At 51.2% G+C, this 17,183-nt stretch carries 12 protein-coding genes; 3 read left to right on the top strand and 9 right to left on the bottom strand.

What is annotated here, in order from left to right:
* Positions 1 to 523: 523 nt before the first annotated feature.
* The 9 genes from ABD852_RS06840 to tsaE form a co-directional block, all read right to left on the bottom strand.
* Positions 524 to 1,765: a NupC/NupG family nucleoside CNT transporter gene (locus tag ABD852_RS06840; RefSeq protein ID WP_345027482.1), complete on the bottom strand. Its 1,242-nt coding sequence runs from the start codon at positions 1,763 to 1,765 to the stop codon at positions 524 to 526.
* 92 nt (positions 1,766 to 1,857) lie between these two features.
* Positions 1,858 to 4,125, bottom strand: coding sequence for a polyphosphate kinase 1 (gene ppk1 / locus ABD852_RS06845; RefSeq protein WP_345027483.1), 2,268 nt, complete (start codon positions 4,123 to 4,125; stop codon positions 1,858 to 1,860).
* A 146-nt stretch (positions 4,126 to 4,271) separates the two neighbouring features.
* Complete coding sequence (locus tag ABD852_RS06850; protein ID WP_345027484.1) at positions 4,272 to 5,195, bottom strand: hypothetical protein; 924 nt, start codon at positions 5,193 to 5,195, stop codon at positions 4,272 to 4,274.
* 123 nt (positions 5,196 to 5,318) lie between these two features.
* The gene (gyrB, locus tag ABD852_RS06855; RefSeq protein ID WP_345027485.1) at positions 5,319 to 7,274 is read right to left on the bottom strand and encodes a DNA topoisomerase (ATP-hydrolyzing) subunit B; all 1,956 of its coding nucleotides are present in this window, start codon (positions 7,272 to 7,274) and stop codon (positions 5,319 to 5,321) included.
* Between the two features lie 149 nt (positions 7,275 to 7,423).
* Entirely contained in the window at positions 7,424 to 8,179 is a 756-nt protein-coding gene (locus ABD852_RS06860) for a glycosyltransferase (RefSeq protein WP_345027486.1), read from the bottom strand.
* 111 nt (positions 8,180 to 8,290) lie between these two features.
* Positions 8,291 to 10,123, bottom strand: coding sequence for a hypothetical protein (locus ABD852_RS06865; RefSeq protein WP_345027487.1), 1,833 nt, complete (start codon positions 10,121 to 10,123; stop codon positions 8,291 to 8,293).
* Positions 10,123 to 10,527 (bottom strand): hypothetical protein, encoded by a 405-nt coding sequence (locus ABD852_RS06870; protein WP_345027488.1) that lies wholly within the window; start codon positions 10,525 to 10,527, stop codon positions 10,123 to 10,125. Before ABD852_RS06870 ends, ABD852_RS06865 begins: the two co-directional genes overlap by 1 nt.
* A 25-nt stretch (positions 10,528 to 10,552) precedes the next feature.
* Entirely contained in the window at positions 10,553 to 11,785 is a 1,233-nt protein-coding gene (locus ABD852_RS06875) for an alanine dehydrogenase (RefSeq protein WP_345027489.1), read from the bottom strand.
* 4 nt (positions 11,786 to 11,789) lie between these two features.
* On the bottom strand, positions 11,790 to 12,341 hold the full coding sequence (gene tsaE, locus ABD852_RS06880; protein WP_345027490.1) for a tRNA (adenosine(37)-N6)-threonylcarbamoyltransferase complex ATPase subunit type 1 TsaE: 552 nt from the start codon (positions 12,339 to 12,341) through the stop codon (positions 11,790 to 11,792).
* A gap of 75 nt (positions 12,342 to 12,416) precedes the next feature.
* Between tsaE and ABD852_RS06885 the strand changes: the two genes are divergently transcribed.
* The 3 genes from ABD852_RS06885 to ABD852_RS06895 all read left to right on the top strand — a co-directional run bounded on the left by ABD852_RS06885 (position 12,417) and on the right by ABD852_RS06895 (position 17,182).
* A complete protein-coding gene (locus ABD852_RS06885; protein WP_345027491.1) occupies positions 12,417 to 13,025 on the top strand; it encodes a trimeric intracellular cation channel family protein in 609 nt (202 codons plus the stop codon).
* 23 nt (positions 13,026 to 13,048) lie between these two features.
* A complete protein-coding gene (locus ABD852_RS06890) occupies positions 13,049 to 13,822 on the top strand; it encodes a glycosyltransferase (protein WP_345027492.1) in 774 nt (257 codons plus the stop codon).
* Positions 13,823 to 14,143: 321 nt separating this feature from the next.
* The gene (locus ABD852_RS06895; RefSeq protein ID WP_345027493.1) at positions 14,144 to 17,182 is read left to right on the top strand and encodes a SusC/RagA family TonB-linked outer membrane protein; all 3,039 of its coding nucleotides are present in this window, start codon (positions 14,144 to 14,146) and stop codon (positions 17,180 to 17,182) included.
* Position 17,183 lies beyond the last annotated feature (1 nt).

A 17,183-nucleotide genomic window follows, 5' to 3' on the forward strand; every position in this document is an offset into this window, starting at 1 on the left:
TCCTTACTCTAAAAGAATATCAGCTTATGCTTCTTTATATTAGCCCCTTTCAAACATAATACCTTTGCGCTCTTTGTGGTTGATTTTTTAACCACGGAGGCCACGAAGTACACAAAGGTTTCTTTCTGTTAAGGTTTTTAGGAAGCTCTCTGTGTCCTTTGCGCTCTTTGTGGTTGATTTTTTAACCACGGAGGCCACGAAGTACACAAAGGTTTCTTTCTGTTAAGGTTTTTAGGAAGCTCTCTGTGCCCTTTGCGTTCTTTGTGGTTGATTTTTTAACCACGGAGGCCACGAAGTACACAAAGGTTTCTTTCTGTTAAGGTTTTTAGGAAGTTCTCTGCGTTCTTTGCGCGCTTTGTGGTTGATCCTTCAACGATCTGATTTAAGATATGGGGTTGTATCTCAGGTTTGAATAAAATTTGCGGTACAGGATTTATCTGTGAATTCGTGGTTCCCCTTTTCCGCTGCAGCCGGCATGACGTGTACCCGGTCGGGATGACGGCACTCCGGTAGGGTTGACGGGTCAGTTCACAAGGATACCCGCAAACGTAGCCGATAAATAAGAGGCGAGCGTTCCGCAGAGCAGTGCCCTGAAACCCAATTTTGCCAGGTCTGACCTCCTGGAGGGCGCCAGCTCGCCGATACCGCCGACTTGTATGGCGATGGAACTGAAATTTGCGAAACCGCAAAGTGCGAAGCTGGTGATCACCATCGTCTTGGGCGCCAGGGTGTCCTTGATATGGACGAGGTCCAGGTAGGCCACAAATTCATTGATCACCATTTTGGTGCCCATCAGCGCGCCGGCAGTCTGAACATCCTGCGACGGTACGCCCATCGCCCAGGCGAATACCGAGAATATTTTGCCGAGGAGATAGTTGAAGCTCAGCGACGGGAAATTGAAAACTGACCCGATACGCCCCAAAAGAAAGTCGAAGAGCGCTACCAAAGCGATAAACCCGATCAGCATAGCTACGACATTGAGCCCTACTTTCAGCCCCTCGCTTGCCCCGGCGGCAATAGCGTCGAGCAGGTTCGCATGGTTCTTTTTGATTTCCATTTTTACGATTCCCTTCGTTTCCGAATGCTCGGTTTCGGGGTAAATGATTTTGGATATGACAAGCGCTCCCGGTGCAGCCATCAGGCTGGCAGCGATGAGGTACGGCGCAGGAACGCCCAATGAAATGTAAACCGCCATGACGCCGCCGGCTATACAGGCGAAACTCCCCGACATGGAAGCCATGAGCTCGGACCGGGTCATTTTGTTCAGGTAAGGCTTGATCATGATTTGCGCTTCTACCTGGCCCACAAACGCGCTGGCCACATTGGAGAGCGCCTCGGCGCCGCTAACGCCCATCAGTTTGAAAACCAGCCGGGCAACCAGCGAAACAACGCGCTGCATGATGCCGAGATGGTAGAGCATATTCACCAGAACGGCTACAAAGATCATGGTGGGAATCACCTTGAAGAAGAAAATAAAATCATTTCCCACCCCGAACGCCTGGACCATGAGCGGCCCTTTGACAAGCGACCCGAAAACGAACTCAGCCCCCTTGTCGGCAAACGAGAGAAGTTTCTGAACTTTATCACCCAGCCATTGGAAAATGTTCTTTCCTATATCGGTCCGGAGAATAAAGACGGCAAGACCAAACTGGAGGAGCAGGCCGACGCCTACCGTTCTATAATTGATCGCTTTGCGATTATTGGAGAGTGAAAATGCAATACCCAAGATGAGAACAATACCCAGTAATCCGGTAAACCTTTCCATTCAAATAGTCCCTGTGAATTTTACAAAAGACTAAAGTAAAAAATTAAGTGAAACAGGTACCTGGTTTTGCTCCGATAACAAGAAAAAAGCTGTCATGAGCCTGGTGAGGTTTCGGATGTAATGCCCGGAACGTGTTTCCTGAAAAGGGCAGCTTTTTTGACATCTTCCATCGTAATTTTGTAGAATTCTTCATGGATATTGAAGCGCTCGGACGCGTCTGCGGGCTCTACTTTCGTATAGGAGCCGTCTTCGTTCAGTACGTAGGCATTGACATTGTCCCTCAGGTTGTATTCCAGCATGGCAATGGTTTCCCGTTTGACGTCCTCATCCACAAATGCAAACAGTGATTCGATCCGCCGGTCGAAACTCCTTACCATGACGTCAGCACTGCCGCCGTACACCACCGGCTGGTTGTTGTTATGGAAATAATACAATCGTGAATGTTCCAGCAAGTCGCCTACGATGGAGCGTACCTCGATGTTGTCGCTCAGGCCTTTGCGGCGGGGGCGTAAACAACAGATTCCGCGAACAATCAGGTCAATGGGTACTCCGGCCTGAGAGGCTTCGTACAGTTTCATAATGACCTCACGGTCTTCAAGGGAGTTGATCTTGATGCATATGCCCGACGGAAGGCCTTTCTGCGCGTTTTCAGCCTCTTTCATAATCAGCTGTATGAGACCGTCGCGCATATGCCGGGGCGCAGTGATCAGGTTGGCATACTTATTAGGCTGAGAATGCCCGGTAATAACGTTGAAAAACTCGGAGATGTCCCTGGTGTACGCTTCCCGCGAGGTAAGCAACCCGATATCCGTGTAAAGCCGGGCAGTTTCCTCGTTGTAGTTTCCGCTGGACATGTGCGCATAGCGGGTTACATTTTCGCCTTCGTTCCGGATGATAAGCAGGAGCTTGGTATGCGTTTTCAGGAGTCCGATCCCGTAAATGATAAAGCAGCCTGCTTTTTGCAGTCTCTGTGCTTCCCTGATATTATTCTCTTCGTCGAACCGGGCCTTTACCTCAAAAAGAACGGCTACGTGCTTGCCGTTTTCGGCCGCTTTCAACAGGGCGTTGGTAACCCTCGATTTTTTGGCCAGCCGGTATATCGTGAGCTTGATTGAAAGTACCTTGGGATCTTCAGCCGCCTGTTCCAGCAATTGGAGGACAGGCTCAAAATTGTTGTAAGGATGATGCAGCAGGATGTCTTTTTCTTGAATGACCTCGAAGATGCTGCTGGATCGCTCCCTGCCTATTCCGAGCGGCGGAACCGGCGGATGCGTAGGCGGAATCAGGTCTTTGAATTCCGGGAATTTAACGATTTGCCACAGGCCGGTATAATCAATCAGCCCGCGATTGAAGAAAATATTGTTTTCGTCGATTTCCCATCGTTTTCTCAATAGCTTCAGCAGCTGATGACCGGCGTTTTCTTCTACTTCTACCCGCACTACCCGTCCGAGCCGCCGGTTTTTTATTTTCTGCTTCAGTTCATCTACCAGGTCGGCCTCGATATCGTCGCTGTCTTCCAGGGAGAAGTCTTCGTTGCGCATCACCCGGAAAATCGTTGTGCTGCAAATATCTACGTTGCGGTAGAGCTTCTTGATATGCGTGCGGACGATGCTTTCGATCGGTACGAAAAGCACCTCTTCCGGCCGGTCAACCACGAAGAAGCGCGGCAGGTTGGCCGGGAGCTGCACGAACGACAGCTTTTCTTCTTCCTGCTCATTTCCTTTGTGCTCTTTGGTAGTCACGGCTAATATCAGCACCTTGGCGAGTAGCACCGGGAACGCATGCGTATAATCATACAGCATGGGGGTGAGCATGGGGTAAATGGTGCGGTCGAAAAAGCTGGTGGCTTTTTCCCTTTCTTCGCTGACCAGTTCTTCAATCTGGACGATCCTGAACTTGTGCGCTTCAAACAAAGGCAAAAGTTCATTGATATAGCAGTTGTTCTGTTCTTCCACAAACTGCTGTGCCGTTGTCATCAGCAATTTCTTGAACGGAATTTCCCGCAGTCCCGAATAGTCAATTCTTTGTTTGCCGTAGTCCAGGTAGTTGTAAAGGTTCCCGACGCGGATGGTGAAAAATTCGTCGAGGTTAGAGCTGGTAATGGCGAGGAATTTCAACCGGTCAAACAGGTTCCGCTTCGGGTTTTTTGCCTGGTCCAGTACCCGTTCGTTAAACCTGAGCCAGCTCAGGTCCCTGCTGATCAGATCGCTCTGCTCAACAGTTTGGGCAACTTTCTCCGGATTTTTCCTGAACGGGCTCTCTTCCTCCTCTCCCGCTGAAGGGTTGAGAAAGGAGAACAGGTTCGAAAAAGAAGGTTTCCTTTTGTCGTTTGGGAAAAAACCGGTGGTATCTGAAGGCATATTGTCGAACGATGAAGATGAATTTGCGTAATGTTTTGCGATTTTTCAGGCCATTGATCAAAATTACAAATATGGCGGGTTCGTTGGGAATTAAATTGAAAACAAGTGTTATGGAATTGTTAACGCGGAGCCATAAACCCGTTTTTTTAATTCTGAAAGGTGCCGGTAGGAGAGTTCCACGGCACGCCGCTGTCACGGTCCGCTTTCATTTCCCCCCTTTTTATACCCGTCATAAAACGCAGGGACAACCCGAAGTTCCAGCCCGTGCCGTTTGACCGGATATAACCCGTATCCAGTATCTTTTTGTTGTCGGCATAGGTAAGCTCTGTAGTAATGGCGGTACCATAGCCCCAATGCCTGCGTACAAAAAATGCGAGATCAGCCGATTCGGCTACTTTAAAGGTGTACTCCACCGAGGCTTCCAATCCGTAGGTCCAGTTATTGGACAAAGTAGTTTTGCTGCTGATATAAGTGGTGTCGGTATTGCCGCGTTGGTCGTAGCGGTAAATGATATAAGCCTTTTTTTCGCGTTCTCCTCCGGTGTTGGGGACCGCCCAGGCGCCCGCCCCGATCCATAACCCCGGCCGCCTAAGCCCTGTCTTCTGGAATTCGATCAGGAATTTCGTTCTTAAAAAGAAGGCGTTCCCCTCATTTTTGAATTTAAACCCGCCTTTGTTAGTCGTATTCAGGTAGGCCACGTTGTGGATCGCGCTCCGGGCGTATCCGCCCTCGACAGCAAGTTGTTCGCGGAATATCCAGCCTACCTGGCCGCTAAAAGAAAAATCAATAGTGCTGGCGGCGTTGGATTTGAAAAGATACTGATAGTTGTTTTCAAGTGCGCTTTCATCGGAACGTCCAAAAAGATCGGCGCCGATGTACCACCGGCTTTTTACTTTGGTAAGGTCTTTTTGTTTCAGGGCTTCTCTCCGCAGGATCGTTTTCCGGATGGTCGGCGTTGTGGTATCCGGTCGTTGGCGGTAGTAATCCTCCTGCTCGACAGGGGTTTCCTGTCCGGCTGCCTGCAGGAAGGCAAGCGTCAAAAAAACAAAAACAAGGGAGAAGTGCTTCATAGTTACCTGTTATGATTTCAACCAGAATTTACCGCCCGACGTTTCAGTCTGTTGCAAAAGACAAAAAAACGGATGGTCATTTTGTTGAAGACCACCCGTTTTTCCATATCGTTGCAACGCCTGTTAAATATCTATGCGCGCATATTTTGCATTTTTTTCGATGAATTCCCTGCGGGGGGCTACTTCGTCGCCCATGAGCATGGAGAACAGGTGGTCGGCTTCGGCTGCGGATTCTATGGTTACCTGCTTCAGGCTGCGCTGGTCAGGGTCCATGGTAGTGTGCCAAAGCTGCTCCGCATTCATCTCGCCCAAACCTTTGTAGCGCTGCACGTTGACGGATTCGTCTTTACCGCCGCCAATCTCCCTTATTGCGGTCTCGCGCTGCGCTTCAGTCCAGCAGTAACGCTCTTCTTTCCCTTTTTTTACGAGGTAAAGCGGCGGCTGGGCAATATAGATGTAGCCGTTTTCTATCAGGACCTTCATGTAGCGGAAGAAGAACGTCAGAATGAGGGTCCGGATGTGGCTACCGTCAACGTCAGCATCGGTCATGATGATGATTTTGTGGTAACGGAGCTTGTCGATGTTCAACGCCCTCTCATCGCCTTCACGACCGATCTGAACACCCATCGCGGTGAACATGTTCTTGATTTCGTCGTTCTCGTAAATTTTGTATTCCTGTGCTTTCTCTACGTTGAGGATTTTACCCCGCAACGGTAAAATGGCCTGGAATAAACGGTTACGGCCCTGTTTTGCGGTACCGCCCGCCGAATCTCCCTCCACCAGGTACAGTTCGCACACTTCAGGGTCTGTTTCCGAGCAGTCGGCGAGCTTGCCGGGCAGGCCAGTGCCGGTCAGGATATTTTTCCTTTGAACCATTTCCCGCGCTTTCCGGGCGGCGATACGCGCCTTGGCGGCCAACACGACCTTGTCAATGATCATGCGGGCCTCTTTCGGATGCTCTTCCAGGAAAGTTTCCAGCATATCGGAAACCACCTGGCTTACCGCCCCAGCCACGTCGCTGTTTCCCAGTTTGGTTTTGGTTTGCCCTTCAAACTGGGGTTCGGCAACTTTAACCGAAATAACAGCTGTCAATCCTTCGCGGAAATCGTCGCCGCTGATTTCTATTTTTTCCTTGGCAAGAATCCCGGATTTGTCCGCGTAGTTTTTCAGGGTGCGGGTAAGCGCCATACGGAAGCCGGACACGTGCGTACCGCCTTCAATCGTATTGATATTGTTCACATAGGAAAACACGTTTTCCGTATACGAGGTATTGTAAACCATGGCCACTTCCACGGGAACCGACGATTTGGCGTTCTCCATGTAAATAGGATCGGGAATGAGCGCCGGCCGGGTAGCGTCCAGGTAGGTCACGAATTCAACGAGCCCTCCCTGGGAGAAAAACTCTTCATAACGGGGTTGACCTGCGTCGTCCAGCTCCCGCATGTCGGTAAGTGTAAGCCTGATTCCCCGATTCAGGAACGACAATTCCCTCAGACGGGTGGCTACCGTATCATACTTGTATTCGGTAACCGTGAAAATAGTTTCATCGGGCCTGAAATGAATAGTTGTTCCGGTAGCGTCGGATTCGCCTATGATCCGGACGGGGTAAAGCGGCTTTCCCTGAGAGTATTCCTGCTCGAAAATCTGCCCTTCACGGTGAACTTCGGCTCTGAATTCAATAGAAAGCGCGTTAACGCAGGATACCCCCACGCCGTGCAACCCGCCTGATACCTTGTAAGTGTCTTTATCAAACTTTCCTCCCGCGTGCAGCACCGTCATCACCACCTCCAGCGCCGAGCGCTTTTCCTTCGGGTGCATCCCGGTCGGGATACCCCGGCCGTTGTCTCTTACCGTAATGGAATTGTCTGTTTCGATGGTAACGAAAATCGAATCGCAATAACCGGCTAGCGCCTCGTCGATCGAGTTGTCGACTACTTCCCAAATAAGGTGGTGAAGCCCCTTTGAACCAGTGTCGCCTATATACATCGAGGGTCTCTTACGTACCGCTTCCAGCCCCTCTAATACCTGAATATTTTCTGCTGAATAGTTACTGGGTGTCAATATTGTCTCGTTTGCCATATAAATGGAGTACTTTCGCTATTCTGATATGGTTGTAGAATATAAAGTGTAAAGATACGGAATTTTCCCGTCTTTTCCGAGCAATTTTCGGGAGTATCCGGAAGGTCGCCGGTGTCTCTTTTTAAACCGGTTACCGGGCGCCGGACGGATCAGGAAGCCTGGTTATTTGAACCCAGGTAACGGGAGTAAATTTTAAGAACTTCGGCGGGCGCTTTGATAAAATCGGTCCATTTAAGCCGCGACTCACCTACCTCGCACCATTCGTTCAGCGGAACTTCTATAATTTTGCGTGCATATTCAGGCTCACCGATCAGCTTTTTGGCCCTCAGGAACAGCTCCAGGTCAAAAAGCCAGCGCGAAACAAAGGGTGTAGCAAACAATTGCCCGGCAAAACCGGATGTGAAGAGCTTCAAACCACACTGGGTGTCGTAGTTATGGACCCGCAGGAGTTGGGAGTAATAGGTGGCGAATATCCGGCTGATGTAATGCCGCATGGGCGTCCGCCGGATGTTTCTCCCCGCCATTTTGACCCTTGACCCGGCTACAATGAGATGTTTGTCTTCCAGGATCAGCGCATTCAAAGGCAGCACTTCCTCGAGCGGGGCCGAAAGATCGGCGTCGATATAACCCAGGTAATCGTAGTTCTCATTCTCCAGTACCATGCCGACGCCGGCCCTGATGGCTTCCGCCTTGCCGCGATTTTCGCTTAAGCCGCGCGCAAAAATACGCCCGGGGGCACTTTCCGATAGCTGATCGATAATCCGTTGCGTACCGTCGCTGCTGCCGTCATTGACAAACCAGATATCAATGTTTTCTGTTTCAGCTAAAAATTGAAGAAAGGCCTGACCTTTCAAGCGCTGTTCTTCGTTATAGCAAGGGACAATTAGCGCAGTCCTTTTGGGCATCAGCATTCAATCTGTGTAGAGTTGGCCAAATATACAATCATTCTTTCAGAAGCTAACCCGGTCTTCCCGGTTGGCATACAGATAGTCCCGGGAACGGCACCACTTGCTGCGTCATTCACGGCGAACCTCAAGGTGCTGGTCGGACCATAGCAGCCGGTTGTTTGTGAATAAACCGAGCTGGTACCGGCCGGGCGGCAGGTTGTTCAGAATAACATTTCCTTCAAATTTCTCGCCCAAAAGCGCGCCGGAGCCAAGCATTGAGCGGTAGGCTGCCCTTTCTACATAGGCCGGTACCCAATAGGGTTTTTCTCCGTCAAGTCGAAGAACAATGAAAAAAGAGCTTCCTGGCGAGTAAACACCGGTAATACGGGCACTACGCACACTTACCGACCGGTTGGCATCTTCAAGTCGCATCGAGTCGCTGGCGACCGCCAGCTGCGGCCCTCCATAGCGTTCCTGCGTGGCTATTTTGTCCGAAATCTTGTCGGTCATCTGAATAACCCCGCTTTTCACGGCGTTGGCATATGGTTCACGTATGTTGTCGTTGAAAGAAGGGAAGTATTGCAAAAACACACCGTGAGCCAGGTAATTAGCCTCGTCAGCCACCAACTGGTCGCGCAAAAACCGGACTTTCGGAGTGAAATTCAGATAGCTCACCAGGCACAGCAGGACAGCGGCAGGCGTCGCGATCAACGGTATAAGTTTTCTTCCTTGCGGGCCTGTCAGCCTGAGAATGTCGTCCGGAGGGTCATCCTGAACGGAGCGCAGCGAAGCTGAAGGATCTCCAGTGGTTAGAAAAATGTCCTTTGAAAGGGGTTGTGTGCCGGGAGCGGGAGATCCCTCCGCTACGGTCGGGATGACCTTCCGGCGGAGTGGTCCCCCCGTTAGAGCGCCTATCCCTGTTGTTGTCAAGGATAGCAGGCACAGATAAATAACGGCACAAACAAAAGAAGTATAGTGAAGGTAGCGCGGAGCCGCAATGCTCTCAACGCCCGTCCAGCTGCGGGTAGCCACAACCAGGCTCCCGGTAATCACCAGGAAGGCTGTAATCCCCCATACCATCCGGTCGAACATCAGTGCGTTGACGGGGGCATGAAACGATTTCTTCAGGCTGATTACCGAGCGGCCAATCAAAAAACCTATGCCTGCGAGGCCTACCGCGGCCGCCAATGTATAATTGCGGGCGATGATGAGCGTGATGCCACCAAAAAATACGCCAAATGACCTAACCAGGTTAGCCGGGTCGGAGAGGCTTTTCGAGATGCTGGCATTCTGCCCGGCCCTGAAATCGATAAAATAGAAGGCAGCCACGAGGACCATGACTATGATTAGCCGGATAGCGCTTTTCCAATCTTTATCGAGTGCTGCAAATATAATGGCGATGGGGAAAGCGAAGATTCCGTTGCCGTGGGTAAAAGTGGCAACTACCGCCACGATAATTGCCGGATTATACCGCCTGCGCGCGCACAGGTAGGCGAGCAGGGTGAAAAGGAAAACTACATCCGATTGCTGCAGGATACTGATGGCCCAGTTGACGTTTTCGTAGTACTGCGGGTGCAGCAGCAGCCACGGAACCGGTAGAAAGTACCACCTGTTAAGGTTCAGGGAGGCGAATGCCTTCCAAAGCAGGAAAATAGTGCTGCACCATAGAATATTGGCGATCAGGATGAGTGTTTTCCAGTTGATATGTCCCTCGGCGAAATAGTCCAGGAGCGTCAGCAGCCGCGGAATAATAATGCGGTGCTCCTGGTGCTGTTGGTACAGCAGCCGGATTTTTTCCGTAAGGTCATCGGCTTCTTTTCCCCATTGTACCGATTTTAACAGGTGAAAGTCATCTGCATAAAACAGGGTACCCGAGAAATGCCAGGCATATGCCAGGTAAAATACTACCGGCGAAAGCGCAGCAACCGCGAAAAGCAAAGTGTGTTTGGTCGTACCGCCCATCAGTCCTCCGGGAAGGGGATATAAATAAACCCAGCGAAGTCGTTGTTAATGGCGAAGACACAACAATACTCTTCTGAATCGCGATAGTTTTCTTTAAAATATTCGATAGAATCTTCACCAATCAGGCCTCTTTCCACAAACTCCTCCAGGAAAGAAGCCTTGTAGGTCCATTCATTTTCCAGTTCTCCTGCGCCAAAGAGCAGCGTGCCGATTTCTGTCGGCGTTTTGGAGACAATGAACAAGGGATAGGCGGAAAACCCTCTCTTTTTGATCTGGTAGGCAGCCTCTTTCAGATGGTCGGCTACCTTGACAAAATCCTGCGAAATAAGCCCCAACAGTTTCCTGTTCAAATCGGGTGAGTTCGCATCATCCAAAAGGTAATTTTCGTTACTGTGATGAATCATAGTCGGTTTGTCTTTTCGCCGTTTATCAAAGCCTGGCCATCATTAAAAGCGAAAGGTCTTTGTAAGGCATATTAAATTTCTGGGCAATGTGTGCGTTGGTAAGCGAGCCTTTGTAGGTGTACACTCCTTTCATGACCCACCGGCTGGTGTAGAGCATTTCTTCCATGCCGCCTATAGTGCCCACTTCGAGCAAAAAGGGCAGGAAAACATTGCTCAGCGCAATGCTGGCCGTCCGGGCGACTCTTGACGCGATATTCGGAACGCAGTAATGGATGATGTCGTGCTTCAGAAAGACCGGGTTGTCGTGGCTGGTCATCCGCGATGTCTCAAAACAGCCGCCCTGGTCGATACTTACATCAATTACGATGGAGTTGGGGTTCATGCCGGCTACCATTTCTTCCGTAACGACGCATGGGCTCTGGCCATTTTCGCCGCGCATCGCGCCGATGACCACGTCGGCACGGCTGATCGCCTCCTTCAGGGTATCGGAATCGATAATGGAAGTGTAGACGCTCTGGCCCACTGCGTATTTCAGTCTTTGCAAGCGGTAAATATGCCGGTCGAATACCTTGATATCGACACCCAGACCTATGGCGGTACGCGCGGCATATTCGGCTACAGTGCCGGCGCCCAGGATCACTACTTTCGTCGGCGGGATGCCGGTAATGCCGCCCAGTACCAGGCCTTTGCCGTTGCCGGGGCTGCTCAGGTATTCGGCAGCGATCAGCATGGCAGTGCTTCCTGCGATTTCGCTCATGGTACGGACAATGGGTAACCCGCCCGCACGGTCTTCTATGAATTCGTAGCCGATACCGGTGATTTTCTTTTGATTCAGCTTCTCGAAATAGGATTTTTCGTGGGCGGGCAAATTGAGCGCGGAAATTACCGTAGCGCCCGGCTTTACCCACTCGAACTCGTCGGCTACGAGGGGTTCAACTTTCAGGATGAGATCGGTTTGAAAAACATCGCGCGGATTGTCTACAATCCTGGCCCCTGCCTGGCTGTACTCGTGGTCGGTAAAATGCGCTCCTGCGCCGGCGCCTTTTTCTACCCAGACCCGGTGCCCGTTCCGCGCCAGAATGGCTACACTCTCCGGTGTAAGCGCAACCCGGTTTTCCTGCAGCGACACTTCTTTCGGTACGCCGATCAAAAGTGAGCGGCCATTCTGTACCAATGGGTCGAGCGATTCCTGAGGATAAAGCGCGGTTTGCTTGGCAAGTTCACTAAAGCCTGTGGGTGAGATGGATGGGGTTGCCATTTGATTACGTGATAGTAGAACGCTCTATTTTGGCAGGCAGCAACGTGATAACCCTTTTGCCGAGGTGATCCAGGTGCAGCCGCAATCGGAAAACATCGTCAGGCCAGATGGGATCGGCAACGCCCGGCCATTCGATAAAACAAAAATGACCGGAATCCAGGTATTCCTCTATCCCGATTTCATAGGCTTCGCGGGCGCTTTTCAAACGGTACAGGTCAAAATGATACACCGTCTCGCCTTGCAGGGCGGCATATTCATTGACCAGCGAGAACGTCGGGCTCTGGACCGCTTCCTGCACGCCCAACCGGTCGCAGAGGTGTTTAATCAGTGTGGTTTTGCCAGCCCCGAGGCCGCCTTCAAATAGCCAGATTTTTCGGCCTTCACTGGCCTCAAAAAGCGTTCCCGCAAGCTCATCAAGCTTGTCGATTGGCTCCATGGATATGTCCTGACCGGCTGTTAGCATAACTGCAAAAGTACTTCTTTTTTTGAAGTGGTGCATAACGATCCGGCAGGGCAACCGATCGGAATGAAAAGACTGCGGGCGATATGCACGCATAATGTACGGATTTGGCTAATTTTGAAGACTATCTCGTAACGACTGAACCGGGTACTACACAAAGCGGCCGCTAAAATGGGAATTCAATATACGTTGGAAATCATCGGAACATTTGCCTTTGCTATTTCCGGCGCTTTAACTGTGAAAGACAGAGAATACGGAGATTGGTTTGCAGCGTGTTTTACCGCTTTTTTGTCGTCAATAGGCGGTGGTACGCTGCGTGATGTATTGCTGGGGAGTTACCCGTTGGCCTGGATCAAAGACATCAATCTTATTTATGCCATCATGGCCGGGATTGGCGCAACATTTTTGTCTTACCGCTACCTGATTCGCCTGAAGCGGACGCTCTTTTTGTTTGATACCTGCGGTATTGCCCTTTTTACAATTGTAGGAACCGAAAAAGCGCTGGGTATGGGGGTACGCCCGGAAATTGCGGCGTTAATGGGGGTTTTTACAGCCGTAATGGGAGGTGTTATCCGTGACGTGATGACCAATGAAATGCCTATTATCTACCGAAAAGAGGTATATGCCACGGCATGTTTTGCGGGAGCAGTGCTCTACCTGGTACTCGATTATGCAGGCGCCGGAAGAAACTTTTCTTTTCTGGCGGCCGCCATCCTGATTATTGCGATCCGGGTCGCCGCAGTCCGGTACCGATGGGCCGTGCCGGGTTTTTTCCGTTAATTGATTAATCAAGCCAGGTTGAAATGGGGCCGCTTCTCACGATTATCACCATAACGTACAATGCCGGCAGGTTACTGCAGAATACGCTGGAGAGCGTCGAAAAAGCGGCTTCGAAGGCGCCCGGTCTGGTGTTTGAGCACCTTATCGTGGATGGCGCCTCCGCTGACCATACGCTGGAAATAGCCGAAAGCTTTACAGGCCGGCTTCCCCTCCGGATCCGTTCCGAACCGGACAAAGGCCTCTATGATGCCATGAACAAGGGGCTGCAACAGGCATCCGGAAGTTATGTCTGGTTTTTGAATGCCGGAGACGAGGTCGGTGACGACCAGGTGTTCGCAAAACTGGGCCCGGCGCTCCGTTCCGACGCAGATATTTACTACAGCGACGCCGTGTTCTTTACTTCTGACGGGACCATATTGGGGCTGCGGAGCCAGGTTACCCCGCATGAGCTGCCTTCCGAAATCTCGTGGCGCGACATGGCAATGGGAATGAAGATCTGCCACCAGGCATTTATTGTTAAACGTTCGCTGGCGCCGGTATTCGAAACTGACAACCTCAGCGCCGATCTCGACTGGGAAATTGTTGCCATGAAAAACGCAGGAAGTATCCGTTTCCTCGACTTTGCACTATGCAGGTACCTCTTGGGCGGGGTGTCTACGCAAAAACACCGTAAATCGCTGACGGACCGATGGCGGGTCCTGCAACGCCATTTCGGTTTTTTTACCACCGTGCTGAATCATATCCGGATGACGATAAGGGGAGGAGCTTTCCTGCTTAGAAAAGGGAAATACTGGTAACGTCGTCACGTTATATTTATATTTCCCAGGCCGATTTTAAAGGCAGTTGATTAGGGAAAAAGAAGCAGCCGGTGGTTTTTTGTATGGTCATTTCCTGTTTCTGTAAAACTTTTAGCTGAAATTCGTTTTTCTGGTATTATCTTAAACCCGAATTAATTTAAACCTTTGCGGAAACGGAGTTCTTTGCCGCCTGTCCTGTATGCAAGGGGTCAACCGACCGCAACACTTTTCAGGCAGAATACGTAACAGGAAAAGAAAGCCGATTTCTGATTTCCGAAAGCCGATTTCCGTAACCGTGAACCACATGGCCCTTATACAGGAATGAATAGATACTTTACGCTTTTCCTTGGGGTACTTTCCCTGCTTCTTTTCTTTTCTTCCGGGCTGATGGCGCAAGTACGGCCTATAGCCGGAAAGGTTACGCTGGCAACCGACGGCAGTGCCGTGCCGGGGGTTACGGTAGTTGTGAAAGGCTCAACTGCCGGGACAACGACCGATGCAAACGGGAATTATACATTGAATGTTCCCCGCGGACAGCAGGTCATTGTCTATACTTTCGTGGGTTTGGAACCACAGGAGATTACTGTCGGTTCCGGCCGCTCTACCGTCAACGTGGTAATGGAAGAAAGTAAAACCGAGCTTTCGCAGGTAATTGTGACCGGTTACAGCGAGCTTCAGCGACGGGACGTGATCGGCTCGATCGCCTCGGTAAAGAATGACCGGTTCAAAGATCTTCCCATTACAGGCTTCGACCAGGCCCTGCAGGGTCAGGCGGCGGGAGTTCAGGTGAGCCAGTCGTCAGGCACGCCGGGCGGGGGGATTGCCATCCGGATCCGGGGGAACACTTCAATCTCGGCCTCCAACCGGCCGCTTTTTATTGTTGACGGCACCCCCGTATTTGACGGAAGCGTCACCTCGCGCGATTTCGGCGGACAGAATGATAATTCGCTTGCCGTGGTAAATCCCAATGACATCGCGTCGATCGAAGTGTTGAAAGACGCTTCCGCGAAAGCGATTTATGGCTCCAGGGGAGCCAATGGTGTTGTTATCATCACCACAAAAAGGGGTAGAAATAACAAAACGTCGGTGACGGCTGACATACAACGGGGAGTTGTGCAATTGATCGGGAAGCCGAAATTGCTGAATTCAACTCAATTGGTCGAGCTTCAGCGCGATGCCGCTACCGCCGCCGGCCAGAACCCGGATGAACTCGGGTTGATCCCCGGGGTAACCGACCTGGTTAATACGGACTGGGTGTCGGAGATACTCCGGCGCGGAATTTTGCAGCAGTACCAGCTGACGGCTTCCGGCGGAACCGAAAAAACAAGGTTTTATTTCAGCGGGGGCGTCAGGGATGAAGAAGGCGTGCAGCTCAACAACCGGTTTACCCGCTATACCGGAGCGCTGAACCTTGACCACATGGTCAACCACCGACTGAAATTTGCAGCCAATGTGAATGTTTCCATGACCCAGAATGACCGCATCAAAGGTGACAACTTCCTGGATGGCGTATATTCAGGCGCAATAAAAAGCCTTCCGTATTACAGCCCGTACGACGAAATGGGGCGGCTCTATGTGCCCAATGACCCCAATTACCCTGATTTTCCCAATTTTAACCCGGTGGGACAGGCCCTGCTGCCGCGCTTTCGTACTTATGGCCTTAAGATGATTGCCGGGGTGAGCATGGATGCCAATCTTACCAAAGAGCTTGTTTTCCGTTCCAAGGTAAGTATGGACTACAACAATGGCGAGGAGGATCAGTATGAGCCGTCGACTACGGCTATCGGGGGGGCATTGCCTTCGGCCGGTGGGAAAGGATACGGGGTGTACAGCACCTCCACGCAATACACACTGGTGAACTCCAACGTTTTCAGCTATAGTAAAAGCATTGATGACCGGCACAGCCTGAATGCGCTGCTGGGCAATGAAATTATCCATACTCAGGCACGCTCGTCGTCAGTATCCGGCCGGATGTTCCCCAGCAACCAGTTCACCTATATTAATTCTGCCGGGGTGGTAGACCAGGGCGGATCCTTTTATGCGCAGTCCGGGTTGGTCTCCTTTTTCGGCGAAGTCAAATACGACTTCAAGGACAAATACCTCGTGGGAGCTACGTTAAGAACCGACGGATCGTCGCGCTTCGGGCAGAATCGCCGGTTTGGGTATTTCCCGTCGGTGTCTGCCGCCTGGCGGTTGTCGGAAGAGGCATTCCTGGACAAAGTCAAGTTCCTGGATGATCTGAAGCTGCGCGCCAGCTACGGGTTCACCGGAAATGAGCGTATCGGGAATTTCCAATACCTCGGGACCTGGGCGGCTGCGGTTTATAACGGCAATACCGGAGTAGGGCCTAACCGTTTGCCCAACAACAACCTGCAATGGGAACGAACCAATGAAATTAACCTGGGCCTGGACGCGTCGATGTTTGAAAACCGGCTGCGTCTCGTAGCGGAGGTATACCGCAACCTGACCGACAAGCTTCTTTATTCGGAACCCATCCCCCTCACAACCGGCTACGGAAGCATCCAGGGGAATATCGGAACGGTAGTCAACAAGGGGATTGAATTTTCAGTCTCCAGCGATAATCTTACCGGCGAGCTGAAGTGGTCGACCGATTTTAACATTACGCGCAACCTGAATAACGTCAAAATGCTGGCGAAGGGCGACACGCTCTACCGTGGTTATACGGCGTCAGGTGTCGGGGCCACCAATGCCATCCTGGCCGGACAGCCATTAGGGACTTTCTGGGGACTCAAATTCCTCGGTGTGGACCCCGCCACTGGAAACGCCTTGTATGAGGATATCAACGGAGACGGAAAGATTTCATCCGAAGACGGCCAGGTGATCGGGAATGCCCAGCCGGATTTTTATGGCGGGTTGACCAACCGCATCTCCTATAAAGGGTTTGATCTAAGTATCCTGCTCCATTTTATGTACGGCAATAAGGTACTTAACCTGACCAAGCAGTCTTTGCTGAATGCAGGCGAAGATATTGAAACCAACCAGGAGATCGCCGCGCTAAGGCGCTGGCGGAAAGAGGGCGATGTGACCGATGTTCCCCGGTATGAGCTCGGGAATACCTACAACAACTACCAGAGCAGCCGTTTCGTGGAGGATGCTTCTTTTCTTCGGCTGAAAAACGTGGTTGTCGGCTACACGTTGCCCGCCAGGTGGGTGCAACGTGTGTGGCTGCAGAATGCCAGGGTATTTGTAACCGGGACCAACCTCTGGACACTGAAGCGCTACTCCGGGGTTGATCCGGAGGTTTCAACGCTGGACGGCAGTACATCCGCCCAGGGAATAGACTTGTATACGTTGCCGCAGGTAAAAACCATACAAGGGGGGATCACTTTGAGTTTTTGAA

The organism is Ravibacter arvi (assembly GCF_039540405.1).
Lineage (GTDB): Bacteria > Bacteroidota > Bacteroidia > Cytophagales > Spirosomataceae > Ravibacter > Ravibacter arvi.

Bases quoted from the DNA above. Each gene is read 5' to 3' on its own strand.
- ABD852_RS06840 (WP_345027482.1), bottom strand. From the start codon at position 1,765: ATGGAAAGGTTTACCGGATTACTGGGTATTGTTCTCATCTTGGGTATT.
- ppk1 (WP_345027483.1), bottom strand. From the start codon at position 4,125: ATGCCTTCAGATACCACCGGTTTTTTCCCAAACGACAAAAGGAAACCT.
- ABD852_RS06850 (WP_345027484.1), bottom strand. From the start codon at position 5,195: ATGAAGCACTTCTCCCTTGTTTTTGTTTTTTTGACGCTTGCCTTCCTG.
- gyrB (WP_345027485.1), bottom strand. From the start codon at position 7,274: ATGGCAAACGAGACAATATTGACACCCAGTAACTATTCAGCAGAAAAT.
- ABD852_RS06860 (WP_345027486.1), bottom strand. From the start codon at position 8,179: ATGCCCAAAAGGACTGCGCTAATTGTCCCTTGCTATAACGAAGAACAG.
- ABD852_RS06865 (WP_345027487.1), bottom strand. From the start codon at position 10,123: ATGGGCGGTACGACCAAACACACTTTGCTTTTCGCGGTTGCTGCGCTT.
- ABD852_RS06870 (WP_345027488.1), bottom strand. From the start codon at position 10,527: ATGATTCATCACAGTAACGAAAATTACCTTTTGGATGATGCGAACTCA.
- ABD852_RS06875 (WP_345027489.1), bottom strand. From the start codon at position 11,785: ATGGCAACCCCATCCATCTCACCCACAGGCTTTAGTGAACTTGCCAAG.
- tsaE (WP_345027490.1), bottom strand. From the start codon at position 12,341: ATGCGTGCATATCGCCCGCAGTCTTTTCATTCCGATCGGTTGCCCTGC.
- ABD852_RS06885 (WP_345027491.1), top strand. From the start codon at position 12,417: ATGGGAATTCAATATACGTTGGAAATCATCGGAACATTTGCCTTTGCT.
- ABD852_RS06890 (WP_345027492.1), top strand. From the start codon at position 13,049: ATGGGGCCGCTTCTCACGATTATCACCATAACGTACAATGCCGGCAGG.
- ABD852_RS06895 (WP_345027493.1), top strand. From the start codon at position 14,144: ATGAATAGATACTTTACGCTTTTCCTTGGGGTACTTTCCCTGCTTCTT.